General features: G+C 64.5%; 29 protein-coding genes and 1 tRNA gene. 12 read left to right on the top strand and 18 right to left on the bottom strand.

Going from position 1 to position 22,300, the window contains the following annotated elements:
- Positions 1-72: 72 nt before the first annotated feature.
- Positions 73-1,107 carry an aspartate-semialdehyde dehydrogenase gene (locus ACVJNE_RS06885; RefSeq protein WP_499564102.1) on the bottom strand — a complete coding sequence of 345 codons (1,035 nt, stop codon included), beginning with the start codon at positions 1,105-1,107 and terminating at the stop codon, positions 73-75.
- A 5-nt stretch (positions 1,108-1,112) separates the two neighbouring features.
- Between ACVJNE_RS06885 and ACVJNE_RS06880 the strand changes: the two genes are divergently transcribed.
- The 4 genes from ACVJNE_RS06880 (at position 1,113) to ACVJNE_RS06865 (ending at position 2,633) form a co-directional block, all read left to right on the top strand.
- Positions 1,113-1,487: a hypothetical protein gene (locus ACVJNE_RS06880; RefSeq protein ID WP_499564100.1), complete on the top strand. Its 375-nt coding sequence runs from the start codon at positions 1,113-1,115 to the stop codon at positions 1,485-1,487.
- Between the two features lie 60 nt (positions 1,488-1,547).
- On the top strand, positions 1,548-1,931 hold the full coding sequence (locus ACVJNE_RS06875; protein ID WP_499564098.1) for a DUF6152 family protein: 384 nt from the start codon (positions 1,548-1,550) through the stop codon (positions 1,929-1,931).
- A 29-nt stretch (positions 1,932-1,960) separates the two neighbouring features.
- Positions 1,961-2,407, top strand: coding sequence for a DUF6644 family protein (locus ACVJNE_RS06870; protein ID WP_499564096.1), 447 nt, complete (start codon positions 1,961-1,963; stop codon positions 2,405-2,407).
- 61 nt (positions 2,408-2,468) lie between these two features.
- Entirely contained in the window at positions 2,469-2,633 is a 165-nt protein-coding gene (locus ACVJNE_RS06865; protein ID WP_499564094.1) for a peptide ABC transporter permease, read from the top strand.
- Here the strand turns inward: ACVJNE_RS06865 and ACVJNE_RS06860 are convergent, their stop codons facing one another.
- The 11 genes from ACVJNE_RS06860 to ACVJNE_RS06810 form a co-directional block, all read right to left on the bottom strand.
- A complete protein-coding gene (locus ACVJNE_RS06860; RefSeq protein WP_499564092.1) occupies positions 2,634-2,990 on the bottom strand; it encodes a hypothetical protein in 357 nt (118 codons plus the stop codon).
- Between the two features lie 3 nt (positions 2,991-2,993).
- A complete protein-coding gene (gene leuB / locus ACVJNE_RS06855) occupies positions 2,994-4,106 on the bottom strand; it encodes a 3-isopropylmalate dehydrogenase (protein ID WP_499564090.1) in 1,113 nt (370 codons plus the stop codon).
- Positions 4,107-4,537: 431 nt separating this feature from the next.
- On the bottom strand, positions 4,538-4,924 hold the full coding sequence (locus ACVJNE_RS06850) for a RidA family protein (RefSeq protein WP_499564088.1): 387 nt from the start codon (positions 4,922-4,924) through the stop codon (positions 4,538-4,540).
- Positions 4,925-4,931: 7 nt separating this feature from the next.
- Positions 4,932-5,747: an Ivy family c-type lysozyme inhibitor gene (locus ACVJNE_RS06845; protein ID WP_499564086.1), complete on the bottom strand. Its 816-nt coding sequence runs from the start codon at positions 5,745-5,747 to the stop codon at positions 4,932-4,934.
- Between the two features lie 71 nt (positions 5,748-5,818).
- Complete coding sequence (locus ACVJNE_RS06840) at positions 5,819-6,055, bottom strand: DUF2798 domain-containing protein (protein WP_499564084.1); 237 nt, start codon at positions 6,053-6,055, stop codon at positions 5,819-5,821.
- 8 nt (positions 6,056-6,063) lie between these two features.
- Entirely contained in the window at positions 6,064-6,669 is a 606-nt protein-coding gene (gene leuD / locus ACVJNE_RS06835; protein ID WP_499564082.1) for a 3-isopropylmalate dehydratase small subunit, read from the bottom strand.
- Positions 6,670-6,769: 100 nt separating this feature from the next.
- Entirely contained in the window at positions 6,770-6,991 is a 222-nt protein-coding gene (locus ACVJNE_RS06830) for a hypothetical protein (protein WP_499564080.1), read from the bottom strand.
- Positions 6,992-7,002: 11 nt separating this feature from the next.
- The gene (locus ACVJNE_RS06825) at positions 7,003-7,407 is read right to left on the bottom strand and encodes a DUF1801 domain-containing protein (RefSeq protein ID WP_499564078.1); all 405 of its coding nucleotides are present in this window, start codon (positions 7,405-7,407) and stop codon (positions 7,003-7,005) included.
- A 46-nt stretch (positions 7,408-7,453) separates the two neighbouring features.
- The gene (locus tag ACVJNE_RS06820) at positions 7,454-7,918 is read right to left on the bottom strand and encodes a DUF1801 domain-containing protein (RefSeq protein WP_499564076.1); all 465 of its coding nucleotides are present in this window, start codon (positions 7,916-7,918) and stop codon (positions 7,454-7,456) included.
- Between the two features lie 24 nt (positions 7,919-7,942).
- Complete coding sequence (locus ACVJNE_RS06815; protein WP_444726373.1) at positions 7,943-8,353, bottom strand: SRPBCC family protein; 411 nt, start codon at positions 8,351-8,353, stop codon at positions 7,943-7,945.
- Positions 8,350-8,676, bottom strand: a complete 327-nt coding sequence (locus ACVJNE_RS06810; protein ID WP_173188795.1) for an ArsR/SmtB family transcription factor — start codon at positions 8,674-8,676, stop codon at positions 8,350-8,352. Before ACVJNE_RS06810 ends, ACVJNE_RS06815 begins: the two co-directional genes overlap by 4 nt.
- 164 nt (positions 8,677-8,840) lie before the next feature.
- Here ACVJNE_RS06810 and ACVJNE_RS06805 point away from each other — a divergent pair, with 164 nt between their 5' ends.
- Positions 8,841-9,968 (top strand): aminotransferase, encoded by a 1,128-nt coding sequence (locus ACVJNE_RS06805; RefSeq protein ID WP_499564073.1) that lies wholly within the window; start codon positions 8,841-8,843, stop codon positions 9,966-9,968.
- Between the two features lie 90 nt (positions 9,969-10,058).
- On the opposite strand, the gene ACVJNE_RS06800 is transcribed toward ACVJNE_RS06805, so the two are convergent.
- Positions 10,059-10,133, bottom strand: a tRNA-Gly gene (locus tag ACVJNE_RS06800).
- A gap of 184 nt (positions 10,134-10,317) precedes the next feature.
- Between ACVJNE_RS06800 and ACVJNE_RS06795 the strand changes: the two genes are divergently transcribed.
- From ACVJNE_RS06795 to ACVJNE_RS06775, 5 genes are all read left to right on the top strand, one after another.
- Entirely contained in the window at positions 10,318-10,815 is a 498-nt protein-coding gene (locus tag ACVJNE_RS06795; protein WP_499564071.1) for a prolyl-tRNA synthetase associated domain-containing protein, read from the top strand.
- An 87-nt stretch (positions 10,816-10,902) separates the two neighbouring features.
- Positions 10,903-11,862 carry a thioredoxin gene (gene trxA, locus ACVJNE_RS06790; RefSeq protein ID WP_499564069.1) on the top strand — a complete coding sequence of 320 codons (960 nt, stop codon included), beginning with the start codon at positions 10,903-10,905 and terminating at the stop codon, positions 11,860-11,862.
- A 54-nt stretch (positions 11,863-11,916) separates the two neighbouring features.
- A complete protein-coding gene (locus tag ACVJNE_RS06785; RefSeq protein WP_499564067.1) occupies positions 11,917-12,588 on the top strand; it encodes an LON peptidase substrate-binding domain-containing protein in 672 nt (223 codons plus the stop codon).
- A complete protein-coding gene (locus ACVJNE_RS06780) occupies positions 12,585-12,824 on the top strand; it encodes a Trm112 family protein (RefSeq protein ID WP_444726381.1) in 240 nt (79 codons plus the stop codon). Before ACVJNE_RS06785 ends, ACVJNE_RS06780 begins: the two co-directional genes overlap by 4 nt.
- On the top strand, positions 12,821-13,450 hold the full coding sequence (locus tag ACVJNE_RS06775) for a TetR/AcrR family transcriptional regulator (RefSeq protein ID WP_499564064.1): 630 nt from the start codon (positions 12,821-12,823) through the stop codon (positions 13,448-13,450). The genes ACVJNE_RS06780 and ACVJNE_RS06775 overlap by 4 nt, the downstream gene beginning before the upstream one ends.
- A 451-nt stretch (positions 13,451-13,901) precedes the next feature.
- Here ACVJNE_RS06775 and ACVJNE_RS06770 read toward each other — a convergent pair whose 3' ends face one another.
- The 3 genes from ACVJNE_RS06770 to ACVJNE_RS06760 are packed head-to-tail and all read right to left on the bottom strand — an operon-like array spanning position 13,902 to position 19,682.
- Positions 13,902-17,282 (bottom strand): error-prone DNA polymerase, encoded by a 3,381-nt coding sequence (locus ACVJNE_RS06770; protein ID WP_499564062.1) that lies wholly within the window; start codon positions 17,280-17,282, stop codon positions 13,902-13,904.
- Positions 17,279-18,829 (bottom strand): DUF6504 family protein, encoded by a 1,551-nt coding sequence (locus tag ACVJNE_RS06765; protein WP_499564060.1) that lies wholly within the window; start codon positions 18,827-18,829, stop codon positions 17,279-17,281. Before ACVJNE_RS06765 ends, ACVJNE_RS06770 begins: the two co-directional genes overlap by 4 nt.
- A complete protein-coding gene (locus tag ACVJNE_RS06760; RefSeq protein ID WP_499564058.1) occupies positions 18,744-19,682 on the bottom strand; it encodes an ImuA family protein in 939 nt (312 codons plus the stop codon). The genes ACVJNE_RS06765 and ACVJNE_RS06760 overlap by 86 nt, the downstream gene beginning before the upstream one ends.
- A gap of 205 nt (positions 19,683-19,887) precedes the next feature.
- Here ACVJNE_RS06760 and ACVJNE_RS06755 point away from each other — a divergent pair, with 205 nt between their 5' ends.
- Positions 19,888-20,319 (top strand): metallopeptidase family protein, encoded by a 432-nt coding sequence (locus ACVJNE_RS06755; protein WP_173188802.1) that lies wholly within the window; start codon positions 19,888-19,890, stop codon positions 20,317-20,319.
- Positions 20,320-20,410: 91 nt separating this feature from the next.
- Positions 20,411-21,115, top strand: coding sequence for a VIT1/CCC1 transporter family protein (locus ACVJNE_RS06750; RefSeq protein WP_499564056.1), 705 nt, complete (start codon positions 20,411-20,413; stop codon positions 21,113-21,115).
- A gap of 30 nt (positions 21,116-21,145) precedes the next feature.
- Here the strand turns inward: ACVJNE_RS06750 and ACVJNE_RS06745 are convergent, their stop codons facing one another.
- On the bottom strand, positions 21,146-21,352 hold the full coding sequence (locus ACVJNE_RS06745; RefSeq protein ID WP_173188799.1) for a DUF1737 domain-containing protein: 207 nt from the start codon (positions 21,350-21,352) through the stop codon (positions 21,146-21,148).
- Complete coding sequence (locus tag ACVJNE_RS06740; RefSeq protein ID WP_499564054.1) at positions 21,349-22,239, bottom strand: HpcH/HpaI aldolase/citrate lyase family protein; 891 nt, start codon at positions 22,237-22,239, stop codon at positions 21,349-21,351. The genes ACVJNE_RS06745 and ACVJNE_RS06740 overlap by 4 nt, the downstream gene beginning before the upstream one ends.
- Positions 22,240-22,300: the final 61 nt, after the last annotated feature.

Below are 22,300 nucleotides of genomic sequence, written 5' to 3'. Positions count from 1 at the left end.
CGCATGACTCTGGCTATGTTGTCCGCGTCCGGCGTGACCGCCGGGCGCAGGACAACATTGGCCGACGTCAATTCAGGCGGCCTGCTTCTTCGGCTGGATCAAACCGCGCGCGACCAGCAGCTCGGCGATCTGCACGGTGTTGAGCGCAGCACCCTTGCGCAGATTGTCGGAGACGACCCACATGTTGAGGCCGTTCTCGACGGTCTGGTCCTCGCGGATGCGGGAGATGTAGGTCGCATCCTCGCCTGCCGATTCGAGCGGGGTGATGTAGCCGCCGTCCTCGCGCTTGTCGATGACCAGACAGCCGGGAGCTTCGCGCAGGATCTCACGCGCCTCGTCCGCCGTGATCGGGTTCTCGAACTCGATGTTGACGGCCTCGGAATGGCCGATGAAGACCGGCACGCGCACGGCCGTGCAGGTGACCTTGATCTTGGGGTCGAGCATCTTCTTGGTCTCGGCGGTGACCTTCCACTCTTCCTTGGTCTGGCCGTCTTCCATGAAGACGTCGATGTGGGGAATGACGTTGAAGGCGATGCGCTTGGTGAACTTCTTGGCCTCGACCGGGTCGGCAACGAAGACGGCGCGCGTCTGGGTGAAGAGCTCGTCCATGCCTTCCTTGCCGGCACCGGAAACCGACTGATAGGTGGCGACCACGACACGGCGGATCTTCGCGTGATCGTGGAGCGGCTTCAGCGCAACGACGAGCTGGGCGGTCGAGCAGTTCGGGTTGGCGATGATGTTCTTCTTCGAAAAGCTCTCGATCGCATCCGGGTTCACTTCCGGCACAATCAGCGGCACTTCCGCGTCGTAGCGCCAGGCGGACGAGTTGTCGATGACGACGCAGCCCTGCCGGCCGATCTTCGGAGACCACTCCTTGGAGACGTTGCCGCCTGCCGACATCAGGCAGATGTCCGTGTCGGAGAAGTCGTAGGTGGAGAGGTCCTTCACCTTCAGCGTGCGGTCGCCATAGGAGACTTCGGTGCCGACCGAGCGGCGCGAGGCGAGCGCCACGACCTCATCGGCGGGGAAGCCGCGCTCCTCCAGGATGTTGAGCATTTCACGCCCGACATTGCCCGTGGCGCCGGCGACTGCAATCTTGAAACCCATTCCCGTTGCTCCTGTTCAGCGCATGGTCCTGCAAGAAAAGCGGATTTCATCCGCAGGATCGTGCTCAAGCTCTCCGCTGGTTTTGGAAAGAACCCACCGTCGGCGGGTCGCCCCTCGGGCCGGACCCGGGGAGAGAGGGCGAGCAGGCCGAGAGACGTCAGACCGTTTTTGCGGTCGTCGTTTTGGCCATGGTTTTGGTGAAACGCGCGCGTGCGGCGACGCCGCCCGAAGCGGAAAGAAACCCGCCATGGGAGAAGAATGCCAGATATGCCGTCAAAAGGCCGCGCATCGCGTTTGTCCCGGTTCGCGCCCGCCTTTTACGCGCTTCCGGTCAAGAGTCAATGACGCCGATTGCGGGCGATCAGGCGCACGTGATTTGACCCGGCGGCTTAGCGCCATAGGGTCTTCATCATGATTGCGCGCCATTCATGAGGTCTCTTATGTCCATCCAGACATCCATCCGCCGCGCCTGCATTGCCCTGGCGCTTCTGCTGCCTGCTTCCGCCGCAGTCGCCCATCACGGCTGGTCTTGGACCGAGGACGGCTTCTTCGAACTGGAGGGGGTGGTTGCCGCGATCTATCTCGGCAACCCGCACGCCACCATGGACGTCGACGTCGAGGGCGAGACATGGCGCGTCGAACTGGCGCCGCCGCGACAGACCGAACGCTCCGGCTTCACAGAGGAATCGGCTGCGGTGGGCGACGAGGTGAAGGCGATCGGCAACCGCTCGCGCGACGAGACAGAACCGCGGATGAAGGCCGTACGCATCATCGTCAACGATATGACTTATGACATCTATCCGAACCGGGTGCCGACAAACTGACCGAGACGCTGTTCGATATACTGGCCGGCGTGGAGCGGCTGCGGGCCGTCAATGCGCTGAAGGGCTCCTATTACGCCTATCCGCTGGTCAACGCACTGCATATCCTCGCCATCGGCACGCTGGTCGGAGCCGTGCTGCTGATGGATTTGCGCATACTCGGCGTCGTGCGCTCCGTCGCACGGGAGCCGCTGCTGCATCTGCTGCGCGAGGCCGTGGCGCTGATCTTTCCGGTGGCGGTGGTTACGGGGTTGGCGATGTTCTCGATCCGGGCGCAGGAATATGCGACGAACCCCGCCTTTATCGCAAAGATGGCACTTCTGGTGCTGGCGGGCGTGAACTTCTGGGCCTTCCAGCGGTTCGCCGACTCCGGGTCTGACGCCGACGCGTATTCCACTGCCGCGCGGCTTTCGGCGGCGCTTTCGATCGTTCTGTGGGTTTCGGTGCTGGTCGCAGGCCGCTTCATCGGCTTCATCTGAGCGCCAGCGCCGCGGAACTTTCGGCGCGGCATGCCGGTTATCAGCATAAAGGAGCCGACCAATGTCAGAGCTCAAGCGGCAGAAGGAGTTTTCGGGCCGCAACGCACGTCAGGGCGAGATCATCCTGCGAACGCCGGTGCGCAAGGCGATTTTCATCGCCGGGCTTGCCGGCTGCGTGCTGCTTATGGTGGTGCTTGCGGTGGCGGGTTGCGTGCCGACGCCGTAGTCAGCGGTGCTGGTGATCGATCCGTGCAATCTCGAGCACGATTGCCAAGCGCTTTGCCGAACCACCCCTCGCCGTCCGCATGTAGTCGGCGAGGGTATCGAGTTTGATTCCCCCAACAGCGTGGGTTTCTCGATCGACCTCACAATGGAAGATCGCGCTTGGCCAGACGAAGAGCGTCAAGCAGTCTTCGCTCTGATCGATAATCACATCGACCAGATAAAGATCGAGGTCGTTGACCTTGAATTGCCGGCATGCCGCATCGCGGCCAGAAGCGTAGGCGTCCGCCTGACGAAAGGCACTTTGGTGATTGCGCTCGGCCTCAAGCTGTCTTGCTATTGCCTGACGGACGCTATCCATCGCTTATGCTGCAAGCGCCCTGAACTTCTCCACGATCGCATCGCCCATGGCGACGGTTCCGACTTCGGTCATGCCGTCCGACATGATGTCCTTCGTGCGTAGGCCATCGTCGAGCACGGCCGAGATGGCGGCTTCGAGGCGGTCGGCCTCGGCGACCATGTTGAAGGAATAGCGCAGGCACATGGCGAACGACGCGATCATGGCGATCGGGTTGGCGATTCCTTTCCCGGCGATGTCAGGCGCGGATCCGTGAACGGGCTCGTAGAGCGCCTTGCGCGAGCCGGTTTTCGCGTCCGGCGCGCCGAGCGAGGCCGACGGCAGCATGCCGAGCGAACCGGTCAGCATGGCGGCCACGTCGGACAGCATGTCGCCGAACAGATTGTCGGTGACGATCACGTCGAACTGCTTGGGCCAGCGTACGAGCTGCATGCCGCCGGCGTCCGCCAGCATGTGGGTGAGTTCAACGTCGGAATATTTCGCCTTGTGGGTGGCCGTGACGACCTCGTTCCACAACACGCCGGACTTCATGACGTTGCGCTTTTCCATCGAACAGACCTTGTTGCGGCGGGTCCGCGCCAGCTCGAAGGCGACGCCCGAGATGCGCTCGATCTCGAACGTGTCGTAGACCTGCGTGTCGATGCCGCGCTTCTGGCCGTTGCCGAGATCGATGATCTCCTTCGGCTCGCCGAAATAGACGCCGCCGGTCAGTTCGCGCAGGATGAGGATGTCGAGACCCTCGACCACCTCCGGCTTGAGCGACGAGGACGATGCAAGGGCGGGATAGCAGATCGCCGGGCGCAGATTGGCGAAGAGCTCCATCTCCTTGCGAAGGCGCAGAAGGCCAGCCTCGGGGCGCGCCTCGTAGGGAACGCCGTCCCACTTCGGCCCGCCAACGGCGCCGAACAGCACGGCATCGGCCGCCATCGCCTTGTCCATGTCGGCGTCGGAAATCGACGCGCCGTGCGTGTCATAGGCGCAGCCGCCGACGAGGCCTTCCTCGGTCTCGAAGCCGGCATTCATGTCGGCGTTCATCACCGCGATCAGTTTCCTGACCTCCGCCATCGCCTCGGGGCCGATGCCGTCGCCGGGAAGAAGGAGGAGTTTGCGCGATGCCATGGGGAAAGCCTTTCAGAAAGAGTGTTCAGCCGGCGTCTTGCTAGCCGTAGCGGAAGCTCGGTGCAAGGGGCGGAAGGCAAGGTATGGGGCCAGTATGGAGCGGAGCGTTGTCGACGATGAAGGATGCGACCACTTGCGCCCCCGGCTATTCCGCGCCTTGTGCTTTCGGCCGGAGAGAGGTTCAACCGTTGCGCGGCCCCTCATCGCCCTGCCGGGCACTTCTCCCCGTAAACGGGGAGAAGACCGCTTCCAATTCTGCTTTCGCCAATCACCGGCGTCGGGCAAGCAGCAGACTCTCCTCTCCCCGTTCACGGGGAGAAGAATGCCGGCAGGCAGGTGAGGGGCGGCTTCAGCGATCGAAGCCGGGACTCTTTGGATCGAATAAAACGCAATATGCGATAACTCCTCCCTCTTGTGGAGAGAGTGGCAGTCTAACGGTCGCGCCGGAGCGCCGTCACCTCGATCTCGATCTTCATCTCCGGCTCGTTGAGCTCGCAGACGACCATGGTCGCGGCGGGGCGGATGTCGCCGAAATGCTCGCCCAGGATCGGAAACACCTTCTGCACGAAGGCGCGGTCGGTGACGTAGTAGCGGGCGCGGACCACGTCGGCGAGGGTGAAGCCGCCTTCCCGAAGTGCCGCAGCGATGGTCGCCATGCAGTTGCGCGTCTGCGCCTCGACGGTTTCGGGCATGGTCATGGAGGCGTAGTCGTAGCCGGTGGTGCCGGCAACGAAACACCAATCGCCGTCAACCACGGCGCGCGAATAGCCCGCCGTCTTCTCGAAGGGGGAGCCAGTTGAAATGAGGCGGCGTGTCATCGGTTGCTCAGAAATCGGAGGGGATGAGGGAAGCGGCGCCCTGTGGCCACTGGTCCCGCGCCGGCCAGAAGCGCGTCTCCTCGCCCTGCTGGGCGAAATAAAGCGTCTTTTCGTTTCGGTCGACGACCATGAAGGTGTCGGAGACACCGCAGGCGTGCGGCACGCAACCGCGCGCGCTGAGCAGCCCGTCCGCTTCCTCCGGTGCGCTGGATGTGCCGAGGCCCGTGGCGACGTCGCTCAACGCGTTGCCAAGCAGTGACTGCGCTGCGGCGTAGATGGACGCGTTGCGGAACAGGTCGAGCGGATGAGGGGCGGCGGCCAGGTCGAGGCTGTCCCAATCGGTGCCGGGTTCGGGCGCGTAGGTGATGACGCCTTGCAGCCGGAAGCCGTCGTCCGGATTCCACGCGCGGACATCGGCCGTGTCGCCCGGCAGAAGGTAGGGAACGAAAAAGACGTCGTAGTCGGAGACCGCGGCAGCCGGTGTGTTGCACTCTTCGTCGAGTTTCGCGGTGGTCATCTCCGCGTCCCGCGGCTTCCAGATCATCACGGTTGCCGGAGCGCAGGCGTTGCCTCCCGGACCGACGCTGAAGAAGGCGACGGGGGTGCCGCGAACATCAGCGATCTTGTCGAGCATGACGAAATAGTCACGCGCAAGCTCGCGGCCGTCGAAGGCCAGCACCTTCTCGTAGTCGTCGTTTTCCGTGATCGTGAATTCGCCGCCGGCGAAGGGGACGGTTTCGGGCGCATCGTCCTGCGCGGCAACCGGCGACGCGGCGAGCGCGATCAGGGCTGCGGAAAGAATGGTCTTGAACGCGAAGGACATGACGGCTCCCGTGCTGTTTCGGCGGGCACCTTATCCGGCCCAAGCCGGTCGCGAAACAGGGATCGTGTGGGTCAGGTTTCCCGCACGATATGGCGCAGGATGCGGCGGACGAAGGGCGCCACCACCAAAACGGCCGGAAAGGCGAGCGCCCATGACGGCAGCCATGCCGCGAGCCAGACGGACGGCAGGCTGGCGTCGACGCCGCGCGCAATCACCGTGGACAGGCCCGAGACCAGAAACGACATCAGGCCAGACAGGAGAAGCCCGAACACGATGTGCTCGAAGCGCCGGGGAATGAAGGGCTGCATTCGTCAGCTCAGGCCCAGGGGCGGCTTTCGGTGTTGCGCTTTTCGAAGACGTCGATGGAGCCGGCCTTTTCCATGGTCAGGCCGATGTCGTCGAGGCCGTTGAGCAGGCAGTGACGCTTGAAGTCGTCAAGGTCGAAGGCGACCACGCCGCCGTCGGGGCCGCGGATTTCCTTTGCCTCGAGGTCGACGGTCAGCGTGGCGTTGGCGCCGCGGCTGGCGTCGTCCATCAGCTTGTCGAGGTCTTCCTGGCTGACGGTGATCGGCAGGATGCCGTTCTTGAAGCAGTTGTTGTAGAAGATGTCGGCGAACGAGGTAGAGATCACGCAGCGGATGCCGAAATCGAGCAGTGCCCATGGCGCGTGCTCGCGCGAGGAGCCGCAGCCGAAATTGTCGCCGGTGACGAGAATCTGCGCGCTCCGGTAGGCCGGCTTGTTGAGCACGAAATCGGGGTTCTCCGAACCATCCTCGTTGAAACGCATCTCGGCAAAAAGGCCCTTGCTGAGCCCGGTGCGCTCGATGGTCTTGAGGTAATCCTTCGGGATGATCATGTCGGTGTCGACATTGACGATCGGAAGGGGAGCGGCGACGCCTGTCAGCTTGGTGAACTTGTCCATGGTTCTGCCTGTCTTTCGGCCTTCGGATTTTCTTCCCGCCCGCTTTACACACAAAGCCCGAAAATTCAAAGCGGGCGTTGTACCGCCGCTTCCATCGGTTTCAACCCTTCTTGGCAGCCGGGCGCCAGCCTGCCGTGTATGGCAGCACGAATATGTAGACGCCGGTAACCGCGAGAAAGGCGAGCGGCAGCAACGGCATCAGGTAGAGCCACTCGGCGGGCTCCTGCCCGAGACCGAGCGCGGCGAACAGGGCCACAACGATGGCGACGAAGACAACCGAGACCCAGCGGTGGGTCTGGCGGATCCATTTGTTCCAGTTCATGAAAATCTTCCCTAGCGCTTTTTCTTCTTCGATACGTTCAGCGACACCGCGGCGTGGACGAGCGTCTTGAGTGCGTCGGCATCGACGGCCTGGCCTTCGCTGAAATCGATGGCGCGGCGGACATTGCCGTCGAGGCTGGAGTTGAAGAGGCCAGACGGATCATCGATCGCCGCGCCGTGGGCGAAGGTGAGCTTCACCTTGTCCTTGTAGGTCTCGCCGGTGCAGATGATGCCGTCGCGCTCCCAGGTCGGCACGCCGAGCGGGTTCGAGGGCTTGCGCCACTTCACCGTCTCGATGATGTCGGGGTCGGCCTGCCTGATGATGTCCCGGAGACGGCCAAGCATTGTGCCTCGCCAGTCGGTCACCTGTTCGATCCGGGCGTCGATCATCCGGGAAGGGTTCGTTTCCTCGTTCATGTGATTCACTCGTCGTTGCCTTTTCGTTTGGTTGCCGGGCGGGCGGCTACATCTTTTCGCCGGGCAGCCGGCTTGCCTGCCTCACCCAGTCGGCGAACAGGACTTCATCGAACCGGCCGTCCTCGTGGATGTGGAGGTAGCGCACATCCTTCTGCTTCGAGCCGACCGGCGGCAGCGGATAAAGCGATGCGCCCTTGAAGAAGGCGACCTTGATGTATTTCGTCATGCAGTGGAAACCGAGGAACCAGCCCTGGTTCTCGCCGCCTGCGCCATAGAAGGGCGAGTTCCATTTGACCGCCTTGCGCACATCCGGAACCGTCCGCGTGACGAGCGCGTCGAGGCGGCGGCCGACATCGCTCTTCCAGTCCGGCATGGCCGCGATATAGGCCTGTACCGGGGCGTCGCCGTAGCCCTTGGCGATCTGCGGATTGCCGCCGGAGAGAAGCACGACCTCGCCGGGCTTCGCCTTCGGCAGCGGCTTGCGGTCCTTGCCTGTCGATGGGTTTGCCATTGTGTTTGCTCCTTTGCGGGGCCTTCAATCCATCCGCGCCAGCACCTGTTCCAGCCCATCGAGGAAACGCGGCCAGCCAACGGTCGCGCCGCGGTAATAGGGCTGCTGGTCCTGACGGAAGCCGGACTGCTCCATGCGCAGGAGGGTGCCGCGGCTGGTGGGCGTTAGCGTCCAGACGACGACGCTTCTCAAGTCCTTGGTGTCCCAGGTGTAAGAAAGCGTGCGGTTCACCTCGACCGACTGCACCTGGCAGTCGACGGTGCCCCAATCGGCGCTGAGGTTGAAGCGGTGGTCGACGACCGGCTTGAACTGGTTCTTCATCAGCCACTCCTCGAGGAGGTGCGGTTGGGTGAGGGCGCGCCAGATCTTCTCCGGCGGATGGGCGATGTCGCGCTCGACGACGACGGACAGGGTTTCGGAGGACGTTTCGTTCATTGATCCATTCTTTCGAGCAGGTCTTCGAGATCGTCGAACCGGTGATGCCAGAACTGGGACATGCGGTGGGTCCAGTCGATCAGCGGGGCGAGTGCGCCGAGATGGGCGCTGTAGTGGGTCTGCCGGCCCTGGTGGCGGTCGCGCACGAGGCCGGCCCGCTTGAGCACGCCGAGATGCTTGGAGACGGCCGGCTGCGAGATGCCGGCGCGCGCGGTGAGCGCCCCGACCGTCTGTTCCCCCTCGCGACAGAGCCGCTCGAAGATGGCTCGCCGGCTCGGGTCGGCCAGCGTCCGGAAGAGGATTTCATGCGGCTGTTCGGTCACTATTCATAACCCAGTGGCTATGGTTTGGACCCATAACTGGAGAGATATGGATGTGTCAACCCGGGGGTGGGAGCGCGAACTTGAGGTTCTTCAAGAGATTCAACCGGTGCTGGAAAGGCCTTGTTCGGACGGGTAGAAATGGTGGCATGCGAATGGAGGTGGCGATGAAGATCGAGGCGTTCGGGGTCGAGATATGGATGAACCGGCATGAAAACCACTGCCGCTACAATCTCGCCGAGACATGCGTGGAATCGCTGACGGTGGCCGAGCTGCTGTCGCTGGCCGGCAAGCCGAATTCCGTGCTCGACGATCTCCTGCCGATGAAGCTGACCTATGGCGCGATCGAGGGCTCGGCGCGGTTGCGCGACGCGATCGCCGGGCTCTATGAACACCGCAGCGCGGACGAGGTGCTTGTCGCCCACGGTGCGATCGGCGCCAATGCGCTGGTCTATGCGGCGCTGGTGGAGCCGGGTGACCGTGTCGTCTCCATCGTGCCGACCTATCAGCAGCACGTCTCGATCCCCGAAAGCCTGGGCGCGGAAGTGCTGACGCTGCCGTTGCGGGCGGAAGACGGCTACGCGCCCGACCTCGACGCGCTGCGGCGGCTGGCGGGCGACAAGGCGAAGCTGATCGTGCTCGCCAATCCCAACAACCCGACCGGTGCGCTGATGGACCGGGTGGCGCTGGAGGAGGTGGTGCGCATCGCGGAAGGCTGTGGCGCCTGGGTGCTGGCCGACGAGGTCTATCGCGGGCTCGATCAGCAGGGCGAAGGCAGCACGATCTCGGTCGCCGATCTCTACGACAAGGGCATTTCCACCGGTTCGATGTCCAAGGCGTTTTCGCTTGCCGGGCTGAGGCTGGGGTGGATCGCGGCGCGGCGCGACCTGCTGGAGGCCGTTTCGATCCACCGCGACTACAACACGATCAGCGTCGGCATGATCGACGATTTGCTTGCGGCCATCGCGCTGGAGAGCCGCGACGCGGTGCTGGCGCGCAACCGCGCCATCGTGCGCGAAAACCTGGCGGTGCTCGACGCATGGGTCGCCGGCGAGCCGTCGATGTCGTGGGTGAAGCCGCGTTCAGGCACGACGGCGCTGCTGCGCTATGCGCACGACATGGGTTCGGGAGCGTTCTGCACCCGGCTGCTGGAAGAGGCCGGCGTGCTGTTCACGCCGGGGGCGGCGCTCGGTGCGGAGGGCATGGTGCGTATCGGCTATGCGAACAATGCGCGGGTTCTGCGCGAGGGGCTTGCGGCGGTGTCGGGGTTTCTCCGATCTTTCAGCTCTCGCTGAACGCCCTCCACCGCCTTCGGGTTGGCGATTTCAGCCATTCGGAAAACACGAAAGCCGCGGCGAACCGCGGCTTTTCGATGTTAGATGATTTGGAGCGGGTGAAGCGATTCGAACGCTCGACCCCAACCTTGGCAAGGTTGTGCTCTACCCCTGAGCTACACCCGCTCACGCGGCTCTCACCGCAAGCCGCGCCTATATGACCGAACTCGCTTGCGATTGCAACAAGGAAAGCTGCGAATTTCTGCAGCCTCCTTTCGTGCGGCCGAAACGCACGGAAAGTCACGGGCTGGACGGCTCGCCGCCGCCTCGGTTAAGCAGGGAAGCTACGTTTTACAGGCCTCTCCCGACCATGCCCAAGACCCCTGACGAACTGCTCGCCTTTCTCTCCGAACTCGGCATCGCCGTGAAGACGGCAACCCACCCGCCTCTGTTCACCGTCGCCGATTCCCAGGCCCTGCGCGGTCAGATACCGGGTGGCCACACGAAGAACCTGTTCCTCAGGGACAAGAAGGAGCGGTATTTCCTGCTCACGGTCGAGGAGGATGCCGAAGTCGATCTGAAAACCATCCACCAGGTCATCGGTGCATCGGGCCGCGTATCCTTCGGAAAGCCGGAGAAGCTGCTCGACTATCTCGGTGTTACCCCCGGTGCCGTGACGGCTTTCGGCATCGTCAACGATACGGAAAACAAGGTGACGATCGTACTCGACGAGGCGCTGATGCGCCATGACACGATCAACGCGCATCCCCTCACCAACGAAGCCACGACCTCGATCGGCCGTGACGATCTGCTGCGCTTCATAAAGGCCACCGGACACGAACCGCTCGTCTTGAAACTGTCGGCCTAGACGCCACATTTCAGGTCATCGCCCCTCGACCCGCGGCAAGCTTGGGTTTACAGCGTTGACGGAAAGGCGGCAAAGCAAGGATTTTCGATGAGCGTTCAGGATAATCCCTTCGGTGGCGGCTATGCCGTGCAGTACGGCAATGGCGGCGCGGAAAACGTCGACAGTCAGGGCGCGGCCGGTTTCGAAGTGAAGGACACCACGACGGCGCAGTTCACGGTCGATGTGATCCAGGAGTCGCGCCAGCAGCCCGTGCTCGTCGATTTCTGGGCACCCTGGTGCGGACCCTGCAAACAGCTTGCGCCTGCGCTCGAAAAAGCGGTGCGCGAGTCTGGCGGCCGCGTCAAACTCGTCAAGATGAACATCGACGAACACCCGTCCATCGCCGGACAGCTCGGCATCCAGTCGATCCCCGCCGTGATCGCGTTCCGCGACGGCCAGCCGGTCGACGGCTTCATGGGCGCGATCCCCGAAAGCAAGATCCGCGAGTTCATCGACAAGGTCGCCGGCGCCGATGCCGGCCAGGCGACCGCAGACGCGCTGGCTGCCGCGGCCGAGCTGCGCGCGGAAGGCGACGCTGAGGGCGCAACCCAGATTTATGCGGCAATCCTCCAGCAGGAACCCGAGAACCTCGACGCCATCGGCGGTCTCGCGGAAATGCTGTTCGACAGTGGCGACGCCGATATGGCTCGCGAGGTTCTCGCGCGCGCACCGGAAGCGGCGGCCGACGCACCGGAGCTTGCAGGCGTGCGGGCAAAGCTGGCGCTCGCCGAGCAGGTGGCCGCACTTGGCGACGCCGCGGCGCTGGAACAGCGCCTGGCGGCCGACCCGAATGATCATCAGGCACGCTTCGATCTCGCGCTGATCCACAATGCGCATGATCGACGCGAAGAGGCTGCCGACGCGCTGCTGGCGATCATGAAGGCGGATCGCGGCTGGAACGACGACGGCGCCCGCCTGCAATTGCTGAAGTTCTTCGAGGCATGGGGCATGGCGGACGAAGCGACGCTTGCAGCGCGGCGCAAGCTTTCATCGCTGCTGTTTTCCTGAGCGGCGACCGGCTGCGCCGCATATGCGGGGCGGCAAGGCAGGGAGAATCGTAAAGTGCAGGCCGGAAACGCGCGATACCGAACGGCGCGGGATCTTCCCGAAACGGTCCCCGTGTTCCCGCTCGAAGCCGCGCTGCTGCTGCCCGGCGGCCGCATGCCGCTCAACATCTTCGAGCCGCGCTATCTTGAGATGATCGATCACGCGTTGTCGCACCAGCGCCTGATCGGCATGGTTCAGCCTCGGCTCGACGGAGCGGTGCGCGGCGACGGCGAACCCGAACTGTGCGAAGTCGGATGCCTCGGTCGCCTGACGTCCTTTGCCGAGACCGGCGACGGGCGTTATCTGATTTCGCTTCAGGGCGTATGCCGCTTCCGCGTCGTTTCCGAGGTGGGCACAAAGACGCCGTTCAGGCAATGCCGGATCAAGTCCTTCATCGCGGATCTCGACATAGAGGCCGGCGCGGCGGAGATCGACCGGCCGGCCCTGCTCAAGGCGTTTCGCGCCTATCTGAAGGCGAACGATCTTGATGCCGACTGGGAAAGTGTCAGCCGCGCGGAAAACGCGATGCTGGTCAATGCGCTGTCGATGATGGCGCCCTACGGCGCGGCCGAAAAGCAGGCCTTGCTGGAGGCGCCCGACTTGAAGACGCGCGCCGAAACACTGATCGCCATCACCGAGATCGCGCTTGCGCGCGACGACGAGGATTTCGGATCGAGCCTGCAATGAGCGGAACCGGGGACCAGCGCAAGCCGATGGGCAGGGATATGGCGACCCGCACGGTCGACCCCAAGCTGCTCGAGATGCTCGCCTGCCCGCTGACCAAGGCGCCGCTGCGATGGAATGCGGAGAAGGGTGAACTGATCTCGCCGGGAGCAAGGCTCGCCTATCCGGTGCGCGACGGCGTGCCGATCATGCTGCCATCGGAGGCGCGTCAGCTCGGCGACGACGAAACTGGCCGGTGAGCAGGCGGGGCGTCGTAGCCGCTGGATCGGCTGGAAATGCCAGGCATGAACGGGCGCGCCGGCGCAAGGGCGACGCCAACCGCGAGGCGATCGCGGCGGCGGCGGCAAGCCTCTTCTGGCGCGAGGGATATGCGGCCAGCACCCTTGCCGGCATCGCGACCGCGGCCGATGTCCCGCCCGGCAATCTCTTTTATTACTTCCGCAGCAAGGCAGACATTGCCCATGCCGTCGCCGACGTGTTCTGCGCGGAGACCGAGGCAATGCTTCAGGCGACCGCCGAGGATGAGACCGAGCCGCGCCGTCGTTTGGGCGCACTGGTGTCGCGGCTTTCACGAAGCGCACCGAGCCGTGTCGCTCATGGCTGTCCGATCGCGCTGTGCGTGCGCGACTTTCGCGGCGATGCGCCCGTGGCCTCGGACCGCGCGGCAGAATCCTTCACCATGCTGATCGGCTTCATGGCGCGCGAGCTTGGCCGCACCGGTCAGCGCCCATCTCTGGCATTGGCGCAGGCGCGCGCGGCCCTTGTCGAATGGCAGGGCGGCATCATGCTCGCCCATGCGCTGAAGGACGCGACGGTGCTCTCGGAAAGCTTCCGCCGCATGGAGCGCCTGCTTGGCGCCCAGTGACGGCTCAGGCCAACCGACGGCATCTGTATGCCCCACGCAGGATTCCGGTAACCCGGCGGCTGGCCCGTGTCACGGCATTCGACACAGGATTGCGCATGTTTCGCCGACCTCTACCTCGACTGCTTCGCAGCCATATCGCTCATGTGCGAGACGGGAGAGATTGCGCCGACCGAGCCGCTTGGCCCCTTCCTCTCCCTCAAATTGGGCGCAAGACGGAGCAGGGGCTTTTCGCACGACGCTGACCTGAGTTCAGCGCCATGTTGCTGCGTCCGGCCATTCTCATCGGCACATGATGCAGCCGCTTGCGAGCGAGGTCCGGCCGATATCCGCCGCGGCAGCTGGGTGGGTTGCATGCGCGGCGCGATGCAGCGAACTCAGCCGCATGAGGGTACAGACAGCTCGACTGATCGGTTGTTGGTGACTGGCATTCTCCTGATTATCGATACCCGGGTCAGTGAAAGTTGCGCCCCTTGGGCATCAGCTTCTTCACATTGGCGGCGGGCTCGCCGCCATAGTGCCCGGCCGGCTCTCGCAGGGCTTCTCGATCGACCCCCCGCCTGTTCGGGCGGACCCGGCTGTCGTGGTCGATAGCCCGCTTGATCTCGTCCGGCGGTGAACGGAAATCGACGGTCTGGGCCGCTTCCGAAAGCGCCTCCAGCCGATGGCTCAGATCCTCGATCCGCTCGGCGACGATATGGATGACGCCCGACTCCGATTGCAGCTTCCCCGTCACCCGCACCAGCCGCCCGCCGAGGATGACCGGGCGATAGCGATCGAACACGCGGGGCCAGATGATGACGTTGGCGATCGAATTCTCGTCTTCCAGCGTCAGGAAGATCGCGTTGCCCTTGCCGGGGCGTTGGCGCACCAGCACCAGCCCCGCGACCGAGATCCGGCGCCCACCGCGAATATCGGGCAGCATCGCATTGGGTGTGACCCCGTCCCGCTCCAGCCCGGCGCGCAGAAAAGAGACCGGATGCGCCTTGAGCGAAAGCCGAAGCAGGCGGTAGTCGTGGATGACATGCTCGCCGAGCGGCATGGCGGGAAGTGTCGTCTCGGGTTCGTTGTCGGGCAGGCGGACCTCCGGCCGGTCGAACAACGGCAGGCGCTCGGCGGCACTCCTGCCGTCAAGCGCGCGTACCGCCCACAGCGCCGCGCGCCGGTCGAGGCCGATGGAGCGGAACGCGTCGGCCTCCGCCAGCTTTCTGATCGCGTCGACATGGAGGCGCGATCGCAGCCACACGTCGCGCACGGATTCGTAGCCGGCGTCGCGCTGTTGCACGAATGTCGTCATCTCCGCCTCGGACAAGCCCTTGATCTGCCGGAACCCCAGCCGCACCGCATGGCGTGTGCGAATGACACCATGCATCTCCCTGTGCCGGTGTGCGACCTTCGCGGGATCGAATGGCGCTTCCTCGAGCGTACAGTCCCAGGCGGAATGGTTGATGTCGACCGGCCTGACTTCCACGCCGTGGTCGGCCGCGTCGCGGACGAGCTGCGCCGGCGCGTAGAAGCCCATCGGCTGCGAATTGAGGATCGCCGCGCAAAAGACGTCCGGATAGAAAGTCTTGAACCAGCAGGACGCATAGACCAGCAGCGCAAACGAGGCTGCATGGCTTTCCGGAAAGCCGTAATCGCCGAACCCCTCGATCTGCTTGAAGACACGCTGCGCGAATTCCTCGGGATAGCCTTTCGCCGTCATCCCCGAGATCATCCGCTTCTTATAATCCTTTATGGTTCCAAGGCGCTTGAAGGTTGCCATCGCTCGGCGCAGTTCATCGGCCTCGCTTGGCGAGAAGCCGCCGGCTACGATGGCGATTTTCATCGCCTGTTCCTGGAACAGCGGGACACCGAGCGTCTTCCCCAGGATCGTCTCAAGCTCGGGCATCACATAGTCGGGCTTTTCCTTCTTCTCGCGACGCCGAAGATAGGGATGAACCATATCACCCTGTATCGGACCAGGCCGCACGATCGCCACCTCTATGACGAGGTCGTAGAATTCGCGGGGCTTCAGCCGCGGCAGCATCGACATCTGCGCGCGGCTCTCGATCTGGAACACGCCGAGCGTGTCAGCCCGACAGATCATGTCGTAGACCCGCTCGTCTTCCTTTTTTATGCTGTCGAGCGTCAGATTTAGCCCATAGTGCTCGTCCAGCAGGACGAAGGCGCGCTTCAGGCAGGTCAGCATGCCTAACGCCAGCACATCGACCTTGAGCATTTTCACCGCATCCAGGTCGTCCTTGTCCCATTCGACCATCTTGCGCTCGTCCATCGCCGTCTTGACGATTGGCACCATCTCGTCGAGCCGGTCCCTGGTGATGACGAACCCGCCGACATGCTGCGAGAGGTGGCGAGGAAAACCCATGATTTCGTTGGCGCGCTGCATGACTCGCACCGCAATGGGATCGCTTTCGGCAAGGCCTCCGGCCTTGGCTTCCTTCACGCCGACCTCGGACGAGGACCACCCCCAGATCGACCCGGAAAGGGCCGACTGGACGTCGTCCGAAAGCCCCATCGCCTTGGCCACCTCGCGCATCGCCGATCGTCCACGATAGGTGACGACCGAAGCCGCCAGCGCCGTATGTTTTTCACTATATTTCTCATAGATGTAGGCCATGACCTCGTCGCGTCGCTCGTGCTCGAAATCGACGTCGATATCCGGCGGCTCGCCGCGCTTTTCGGAGATGAACCGCTCGAAAAGGCAGTCGATGATGTCTGGGCCGACCTCAGTGATTCCGATGCAGTAGCAAACCACGGAGTTGGCGGCCGAACCCCGCCCCTGACAAAGGATGCCTCTCGACCGGGCAAACTTCACGATGTCGTGGACAGTGAGAAAGTAGCGCGCGTAGTTGAGCGTCGCGATGATGTCGAGTTCCTTGCGGATGAATTCCTTCACCCTTTCCGGCACGCACTCCGGGTAACGGTGCGTCGCGCCTTCCCATGCCAAGCGCTCCAGTTCCTGCTGCGGCGCCAGCCCAGATTCCGTCGGCTCGTCCGGGTAGTTGTATTCCAGCTCGCTCAGCGAGAATTTCAATGTTTCCGCAAACCGGATCGTTTCGGCAAGGGCACCGGGATACCGCTTGAACAGCCGCGCCATTTCCGCCGGCGGTTTCAGATGGCGCTCGCCATTGGCCTGCAGTGCGTAGCCTGCCCTGGCGACGGGCGTGTTGAAGCGGATCGCGGTAAGCACGTCCTGCAATGGCCGTCGTTCGGCGGCATGAAAAAGCACGTCGTTGATCGCCATCAGCCGCAGACCGGCTTCCGAGGCCATCGCCGCCGCCTGCTCGATGCGAAAGCGGTCATTGCCGTCGTACAGGGTTGCAACGGCGAGCCACACCGCATGCCGGCCGAAATGCTCCCGCAACTGCCTCAGAAGATCGCGCTCCTTTGTTACCTCTGTCGAAAGTGCCGGGATCACGGCCAGCGACATGTGCCCGCCCCATTCCAGCAGGTCGGCGAGATAGACCCTCGGGTCGCCTTTCGGGCTCTCGTCGCGAAAATTCGCCTGGGTGAGCAGGCGGCACAGGTTCCCCCAGCCCTTTCGGTCGCGCGGATAGGCAAGCACATCGGGCGTGCCGTCGGCAAAGACGAGGCGGCAGCCGGGATGGTAGGGCAGGCTCGATGCCGCCCCCTTTTCTTCCGGAAGTATCTGCTTCGACTGGCTCCAGGCGCGTACCACGCCTGCAACCGTGTTGCGGTCAGCAAGTCCCATGGCCGCGTGACCCAGCATGTAAGCGGCAACCACCAGCTCCTCCGGCCTCGACGCCCCGCGCAGGAACGAAAAGTTCGATTGCGTGGCGAACTCGATGTAGGGAACGGTCGCAGCACTCATGCGAAGACCCCTTGCATGAACCAGCGCGGCGGCGTTTCGCCCTTGTCGTAGAAGCCTTCGCGATAAAGCCAGTAGCGCCGACCGCTATCGTCCTCGACCCGGTAATAGTCCCGCGTTTCGCCCGCTTCCTTTTCCTGCCACCATTCCGGGGTGATGCGTTCGGGGCCTTCCGCCCCTGCAACGCGATAGGACGCGCGCCGCCAGCGGAAACGGGCCGGCGGCCCCTCGGGAATTTCAGCCATCACCTCGACCGGTTCAGGATGCGGGAAAAGCCTGACCGGCCGCTCTCTGGAAAGGAAATACGCTTCCCCTTTCGAAGGAGCGCCTTCCGCAGAGCCTGCAAATGGAACAAACGCAACGGCGCGTTCGGGGATGTGGCTTTGGACCATGACGGGCTGCAGGATCGAACGGTCGCCCAGCCGGGCGCGGACACGATCGGCAAAAAGCGCCAGCCCCACCTCATCCGCCTTGCTTTCGCCGGCCAAGTCGACCTGTTCCGCCGCGAAGGGTGCGGCTTCCAGTGCCGAAAGCCGCACCATTTCGAACCCGTAATCGGCATCGACGCCGCCAAGAGCCTTGAGCTTTTCGCGGAAGAGCTTGAGGATCAGCGCCGGCTCGCGCAGCGGCCGCGACGCGCCAATGGTCAGGCGATGCACGGCCCCGTCCACCCGGAAAAGGGCGAGTTGCAGCAGGCGCGCACCTTCGTCACGCCGCTCCAGATCGGCTTTCAGCGTCGCCGACAGGAGAAGCAGCAGCCGTTCGATATCCTCCTCAAGCACTACGGGCTCTGCGAGGCGGCGCTCCACCGAGAGTGGCGCGACGGGCAGGCGCGGCGACACCGCCTCCTCCAGCCGGCCGAGCGCCTGATCGAGCCGCATGACCGGTAGCCTGCCGAAACGGCGCACGAGCGGCCCGCGCGGCGTATCCATCAGCGCGCCGACGGTGCGCAGGCCCAGGCTTTCCAGCCCCTTGCATGCGGGAGGCTCAAGCCGCAGCGCCGCCGGCGGCAGGCCGGCGAGCGCCGGTGCCTCCGCGCCCGGCTCGATCGGCACAGGCCGCAGGAAACGGGCGGCCGCCCATGCCATGCCCGGCGTGGAGGCGAGCCCCGCACGGGCGCGAAAGCCCTGGCTGTAAAGCCGCTCCAGCACCTCGTCGAGCATCGCCTGTTCGCCGCCGAAGAGGTGGACGCAACCGGTGATGTCGAGGAAGAGCCCGTCCTCTCCGCACAGCGCGACCAGCGGCGTATAGCGATCGCACCAGTCGGCAAGGCTTTCCAGAAGCCTGCGGTCGGCCTCCGGCTCCGCCTCGATCACGTCCAGCCCGGGATGCATGGCGCGCGCATCGGCGACCCCCATGCCCGGCCGCAGCCCGAGGGCCGCGGCCGTCTCGTCGAGGGCGGCGATGCGTTGCGTATTGTTCTCGCGGCGGCTGATGGCAAGCGGCCGGCGGGCACCCTTGACCTCACGCCGCGCCTCTGAGCGCCAGGCCCGCCCCAGCCGCGCTCTCAGGATACGTTCCGTCGGCAGCAGCGGAAACCACAGCGCCATGATCCTGCGCCCCGCCGGGGTTGGATCGTCTCTCGTCAAAGGCGCGTTCATCGTCGTTCCATTCCAGTGTGAAGGTTGCAGGCATGCCCAGGCGGCTTCGGGAAACCGCGACGGTGAAAGCGGGCGGACCGATCGATCCGGCAAGCGCACCCGAAAGGATCTGCCGCTTCGCCGCGGGCGCGGCCGACACGACAAGCCGCACCGGAGCTGCCGTCGGCGCCGGCTCGCCGGCATGGCGCAGGAGATAGAGCGGGCGGCCCGCGGCCTGGGTGCGCCGATGCAGGCGGCGCGTGGCGGTCAGGTCGAGCTTCGGCGTGTGCCCCCGCACCTCGAGCAGCACCGCCGAAAGCGCGCCAAGCGCAGCGGCCTCCTCCGCCACCCACAGCGCATCCTCCAGCCGGCGGCCCTGCGCGACCAGCAGGGCCTCGGGCGGCAGGCCGAACCGGTGCAGGATACCGGGCGCATAAGGGCTTCCCGCCTCCGAAAACGTCTCGCTCGCAGTCACCCACAGAAGCGGTGCCTTCACCGCCGTCTGTCTGCGCGCCAGCGCGACCAGTGCCAGCGCGAAACCAGCCACGGCGCCTGCATCGCGCGTTTCCCTGCCATGGATCTCCACCAGAGCCGCGAGCGGCAACCCGCCGCCCAGCGCGGCGTCGAGGCCGTCTGCGCCCGTCGGCAGAAGTCCTGCCATGCCGTCGGCAGCGCCCTGCCGGCGCAGGACAATGCCCGCCCCGGCACTGGCCGAGCCGGCCACCTCAGCCGGCTCCAGCCGCTCCGGCAGCGTGCCCTCGATCCTCGCAATTTCCCGGCGCAAGGCACAAACAGCCTCTCGCGCCACGGCGGATGTCGCCATGATGCTGCTCTTTCGCGCTAAATGTTCCTATTATGTTCTAATGGATTCCAGAGCCGCACCGAAGAGTCAAGCGGAGTCTCGAAGAATTTATTCCTCTACTCTGGCGGCCAATCCGGCATCGCGCGCGTATGGCCCGGTAACGCTTGCGGAATCAGGGGTCGAAAGCCGCGCTGCAAAGGTCTATATGGCGGCCAAAGGACACTGCATGGCCCGCATCTATCAGACCCGCGACTGGACCGATCAGCTTTCGCCCTCGCTTCAGGAGTTTGAGCTTCTGGCGCTGGAAACCTATGCGCATCTGCCCGGCGAATTCCGCAAGCTCACCGGCGAGATCGTCATCCAGATCGCCGAATTTCCGACCGACGAGATCATGGACGACCTCGCGCTGGAGACGCCGTTCGACCTGCTCGGCCTGTTCGAGGGCCGCGGCATCGCCGAGCGCTGGAACCCTTCCACCGGAGAGGGTCCGAACCGCGTCACCCTCTATCGCCGCGCCATCCTGGATTACTGGGCTGAAAACGAGGAGACGCTGGGCGACATCGTCGCCCATGTGCTGATCCACGAGATCGGTCACCATTTCGGCCTGTCCGACGACGACATGGCGCAGATCGAGGAAAACGCCGAGACCCGGCCCTAGCGAAACCCCACAATTCCGGCGTTTCGGTAGTTGCTTGCAGACCTGTGACGCTATTCCCAGGGCGAGTCCCACAACCGATGAGGCGAAAACCGTGACCGTCCCCTCAGCGCATCCGGATGATCCGCACTACATCACCCGCAGCGGTTGGCTTCGTGCTGCCGTTCTGGGTGCCAATGACGGCATTGTCTCGGTCTCCTCGCTCATCGTCGGCGTGGCGGCAGCCGGCCCCGACCCCAAAACCGTCATCATCGCGGGAATTGCCGGGCTGACGGCCGGCGCCATGTCGATGGCCGCGGGCGAATATGTTTCGGTCTCCTCGCAGTCGGATACCGAAAAAGCGGATATTGCCCGTGAAAAGGCTGCGCTCCGAGACGACCCGGAAACCGAACTGGTCGAGCTGGCCGCCATCTACCGCGAGCGTGGCCTGAGCGAGGCGACGGCCATGCAGGTCGCCCGCGAGCTCACCGAACGTGACGCACTCGGCGCCCATGTCCGCGACGAGCTTGGCCTTTCGGAGCACCTCTCCGCCAATCCCCTTCAGGCAGCCTTCACCTCGGCGGCCACCTTCAGCGCAGCAGCCGCGATCCCGCTGGCAGCGGCATGGTTCGCACCAGATGGGACCGTCATTCCGGTCGTGCTGATTATCACCGTGGCGACACTCGCCGTTCTCGGCGCACTCGGCGCCAAAGCCGGGGCAGCACCCGTTCTGAGGGCCAGCGCGCGGGTCGTTGTCTGGGGTGTTTTCGCCATGGCGGTCACTGCGGGCATAGGCCGGCTGTTCGGGGTCAGCGTCTGATCCACCGTGTCGCCCGGCAAGCCCGGCGCGCTACTGCTCGCCGAGCTTCATGTCCGGATGATAGTCCTTGCCCTCGACTTCCTTGAAGACCGCCTGCCCACAGCGCATTGTCTTGGTCTCGGCATCGAACGCATAGGTGGGCGAGCCGTAGATGTGCCAACCCTTGTTCAGCGCCGCCGTCACCTTGTGACAGAAGCTCGAATCGTCTGGTCCGGTCAGGAATCGGTAGAGTTTCATCGCGTCTGGTCCTTTCCCAAATCCGCTTTCGCCAGCAGCCGTTCGGCCTGGTCGAGATGCAGCCGCTCGACCATCTTCCCATCCAGCGAGATGACGCCGCTGGCCGCGTTCTCCGGCAGCGCGAAGGCCGCGCGGATCGCCAGCGCTTCCGCGACCTCTTCGGCGGAGGGCGAAAATACAGTGTTGGCGGGGCCGATCTGCGCAGGGTGAATGAGCGTTTTGCCGTCGAAGCCCATGTTACGGCCTTCGCCGCATTCGGCCGCGAAGGCGTCGAGGTCGGAAAAATCGTTTTTGACCCCGTCCAGCGCATCGAGCCCGCCGGCGCGAGCCGCCAGCACGATCTGCATCAGCCAGGGCATCAGGTAGCGCCGGTCGGGGGTGGCGAGAACGCCGGTTTCCTTGACGAGGTCGTTGGTTCCGGCCACCAGGCAGGCCAGCCGCGCCCCGCGGTCGCGCCCCAGCGCGGCGATCGCGCCGATGTTCAGCATCGCCCGCGGCGTTTCGATCATCGCCCACAGCCACAGCGAGGCCCGCGCTTCCGTTTCGTCCAGCACGTCGTTCGCCTCCAGCACGTCGCGCGCCGTCTCAACCTTAGGCAGCAGGATCGCATCCGGGCGAGCCTCGCGCGCGGCCAGCAGATCGGCGTTACCCCATTCGCTCGACAGCGCATTGACGCGCACGACGATTTCCGGCCCGCCCTCGCCCCGAGCAGCGACGAACTCGCGCATGCGTTCGCGGGCGGCCTCCTTCTGCGCCGGCGCCACCGCATCCTCGAGGTCGACGACGACGCAGTCGCAGGCAAGGCTCGGCACCTTCGCCATCGCCTTTTCGTTGGCGGCGGGAACATAGAGCACTGAGCGGCGCGGGCGTGTCGGTCTGATCTGCATGGCGTCCTTTCTGGCGCAACGGATTTCCCCGCGCAAGCGCAAGCGCGCGGCAATGCCCCAC

It is taken from the genome of Mesorhizobium sp. DxT (assembly GCF_058448885.1).
This window is presented reverse-complemented; position numbering and strand designations above follow the sequence as displayed.

Coding starts and splice junctions, on each gene's coding strand:
- ACVJNE_RS06885 (WP_499564102.1), bottom strand. CDS start 1,107: ATGGGTTTCAAGATTGCAGTCGCCGGCGCCACGGGCAATGTCGGGCGT.
- ACVJNE_RS06875 (WP_499564098.1), top strand. CDS start 1,548: ATGTCCATCCAGACATCCATCCGCCGCGCCTGCATTGCCCTGGCGCTT.
- ACVJNE_RS06865 (WP_499564094.1), top strand. CDS start 2,469: ATGTCAGAGCTCAAGCGGCAGAAGGAGTTTTCGGGCCGCAACGCACGT.
- ACVJNE_RS06860 (WP_499564092.1), bottom strand. CDS start 2,990: ATGGATAGCGTCCGTCAGGCAATAGCAAGACAGCTTGAGGCCGAGCGC.
- leuB (WP_499564090.1), bottom strand. CDS start 4,106: ATGGCATCGCGCAAACTCCTCCTTCTTCCCGGCGACGGCATCGGCCCC.
- ACVJNE_RS06850 (WP_499564088.1), bottom strand. CDS start 4,924: ATGACACGCCGCCTCATTTCAACTGGCTCCCCCTTCGAGAAGACGGCG.
- ACVJNE_RS06845 (WP_499564086.1), bottom strand. CDS start 5,747: ATGTCCTTCGCGTTCAAGACCATTCTTTCCGCAGCCCTGATCGCGCTC.
- ACVJNE_RS06840 (WP_499564084.1), bottom strand. CDS start 6,055: ATGCAGCCCTTCATTCCCCGGCGCTTCGAGCACATCGTGTTCGGGCTT.
- leuD (WP_499564082.1), bottom strand. CDS start 6,669: ATGGACAAGTTCACCAAGCTGACAGGCGTCGCCGCTCCCCTTCCGATC.
- ACVJNE_RS06830 (WP_499564080.1), bottom strand. CDS start 6,991: ATGAACTGGAACAAATGGATCCGCCAGACCCACCGCTGGGTCTCGGTT.
- ACVJNE_RS06825 (WP_499564078.1), bottom strand. CDS start 7,407: ATGAACGAGGAAACGAACCCTTCCCGGATGATCGACGCCCGGATCGAA.
- ACVJNE_RS06820 (WP_499564076.1), bottom strand. CDS start 7,918: ATGGCAAACCCATCGACAGGCAAGGACCGCAAGCCGCTGCCGAAGGCG.
- ACVJNE_RS06815 (WP_444726373.1), bottom strand. CDS start 8,353: ATGAACGAAACGTCCTCCGAAACCCTGTCCGTCGTCGTCGAGCGCGAC.
- ACVJNE_RS06805 (WP_499564073.1), top strand. CDS start 8,841: ATGAAGATCGAGGCGTTCGGGGTCGAGATATGGATGAACCGGCATGAA.
- ACVJNE_RS06795 (WP_499564071.1), top strand. CDS start 10,318: ATGCCCAAGACCCCTGACGAACTGCTCGCCTTTCTCTCCGAACTCGGC.
- trxA (WP_499564069.1), top strand. CDS start 10,903: ATGAGCGTTCAGGATAATCCCTTCGGTGGCGGCTATGCCGTGCAGTAC.
- ACVJNE_RS06780 (WP_444726381.1), top strand. CDS start 12,585: ATGAGCGGAACCGGGGACCAGCGCAAGCCGATGGGCAGGGATATGGCG.
- ACVJNE_RS06770 (WP_499564062.1), bottom strand. CDS start 17,282: ATGAGTGCTGCGACCGTTCCCTACATCGAGTTCGCCACGCAATCGAAC.
- ACVJNE_RS06765 (WP_499564060.1), bottom strand. CDS start 18,829: ATGGCGCTGTGGTTTCCGCTGCTGCCGACGGAACGTATCCTGAGAGCG.
- ACVJNE_RS06760 (WP_499564058.1), bottom strand. CDS start 19,682: ATGGCGACATCCGCCGTGGCGCGAGAGGCTGTTTGTGCCTTGCGCCGG.
- ACVJNE_RS06755 (WP_173188802.1), top strand. CDS start 19,888: ATGGCCCGCATCTATCAGACCCGCGACTGGACCGATCAGCTTTCGCCC.
- ACVJNE_RS06745 (WP_173188799.1), bottom strand. CDS start 21,352: ATGAAACTCTACCGATTCCTGACCGGACCAGACGATTCGAGCTTCTGT.
- ACVJNE_RS06740 (WP_499564054.1), bottom strand. CDS start 22,239: ATGCAGATCAGACCGACACGCCCGCGCCGCTCAGTGCTCTATGTTCCC.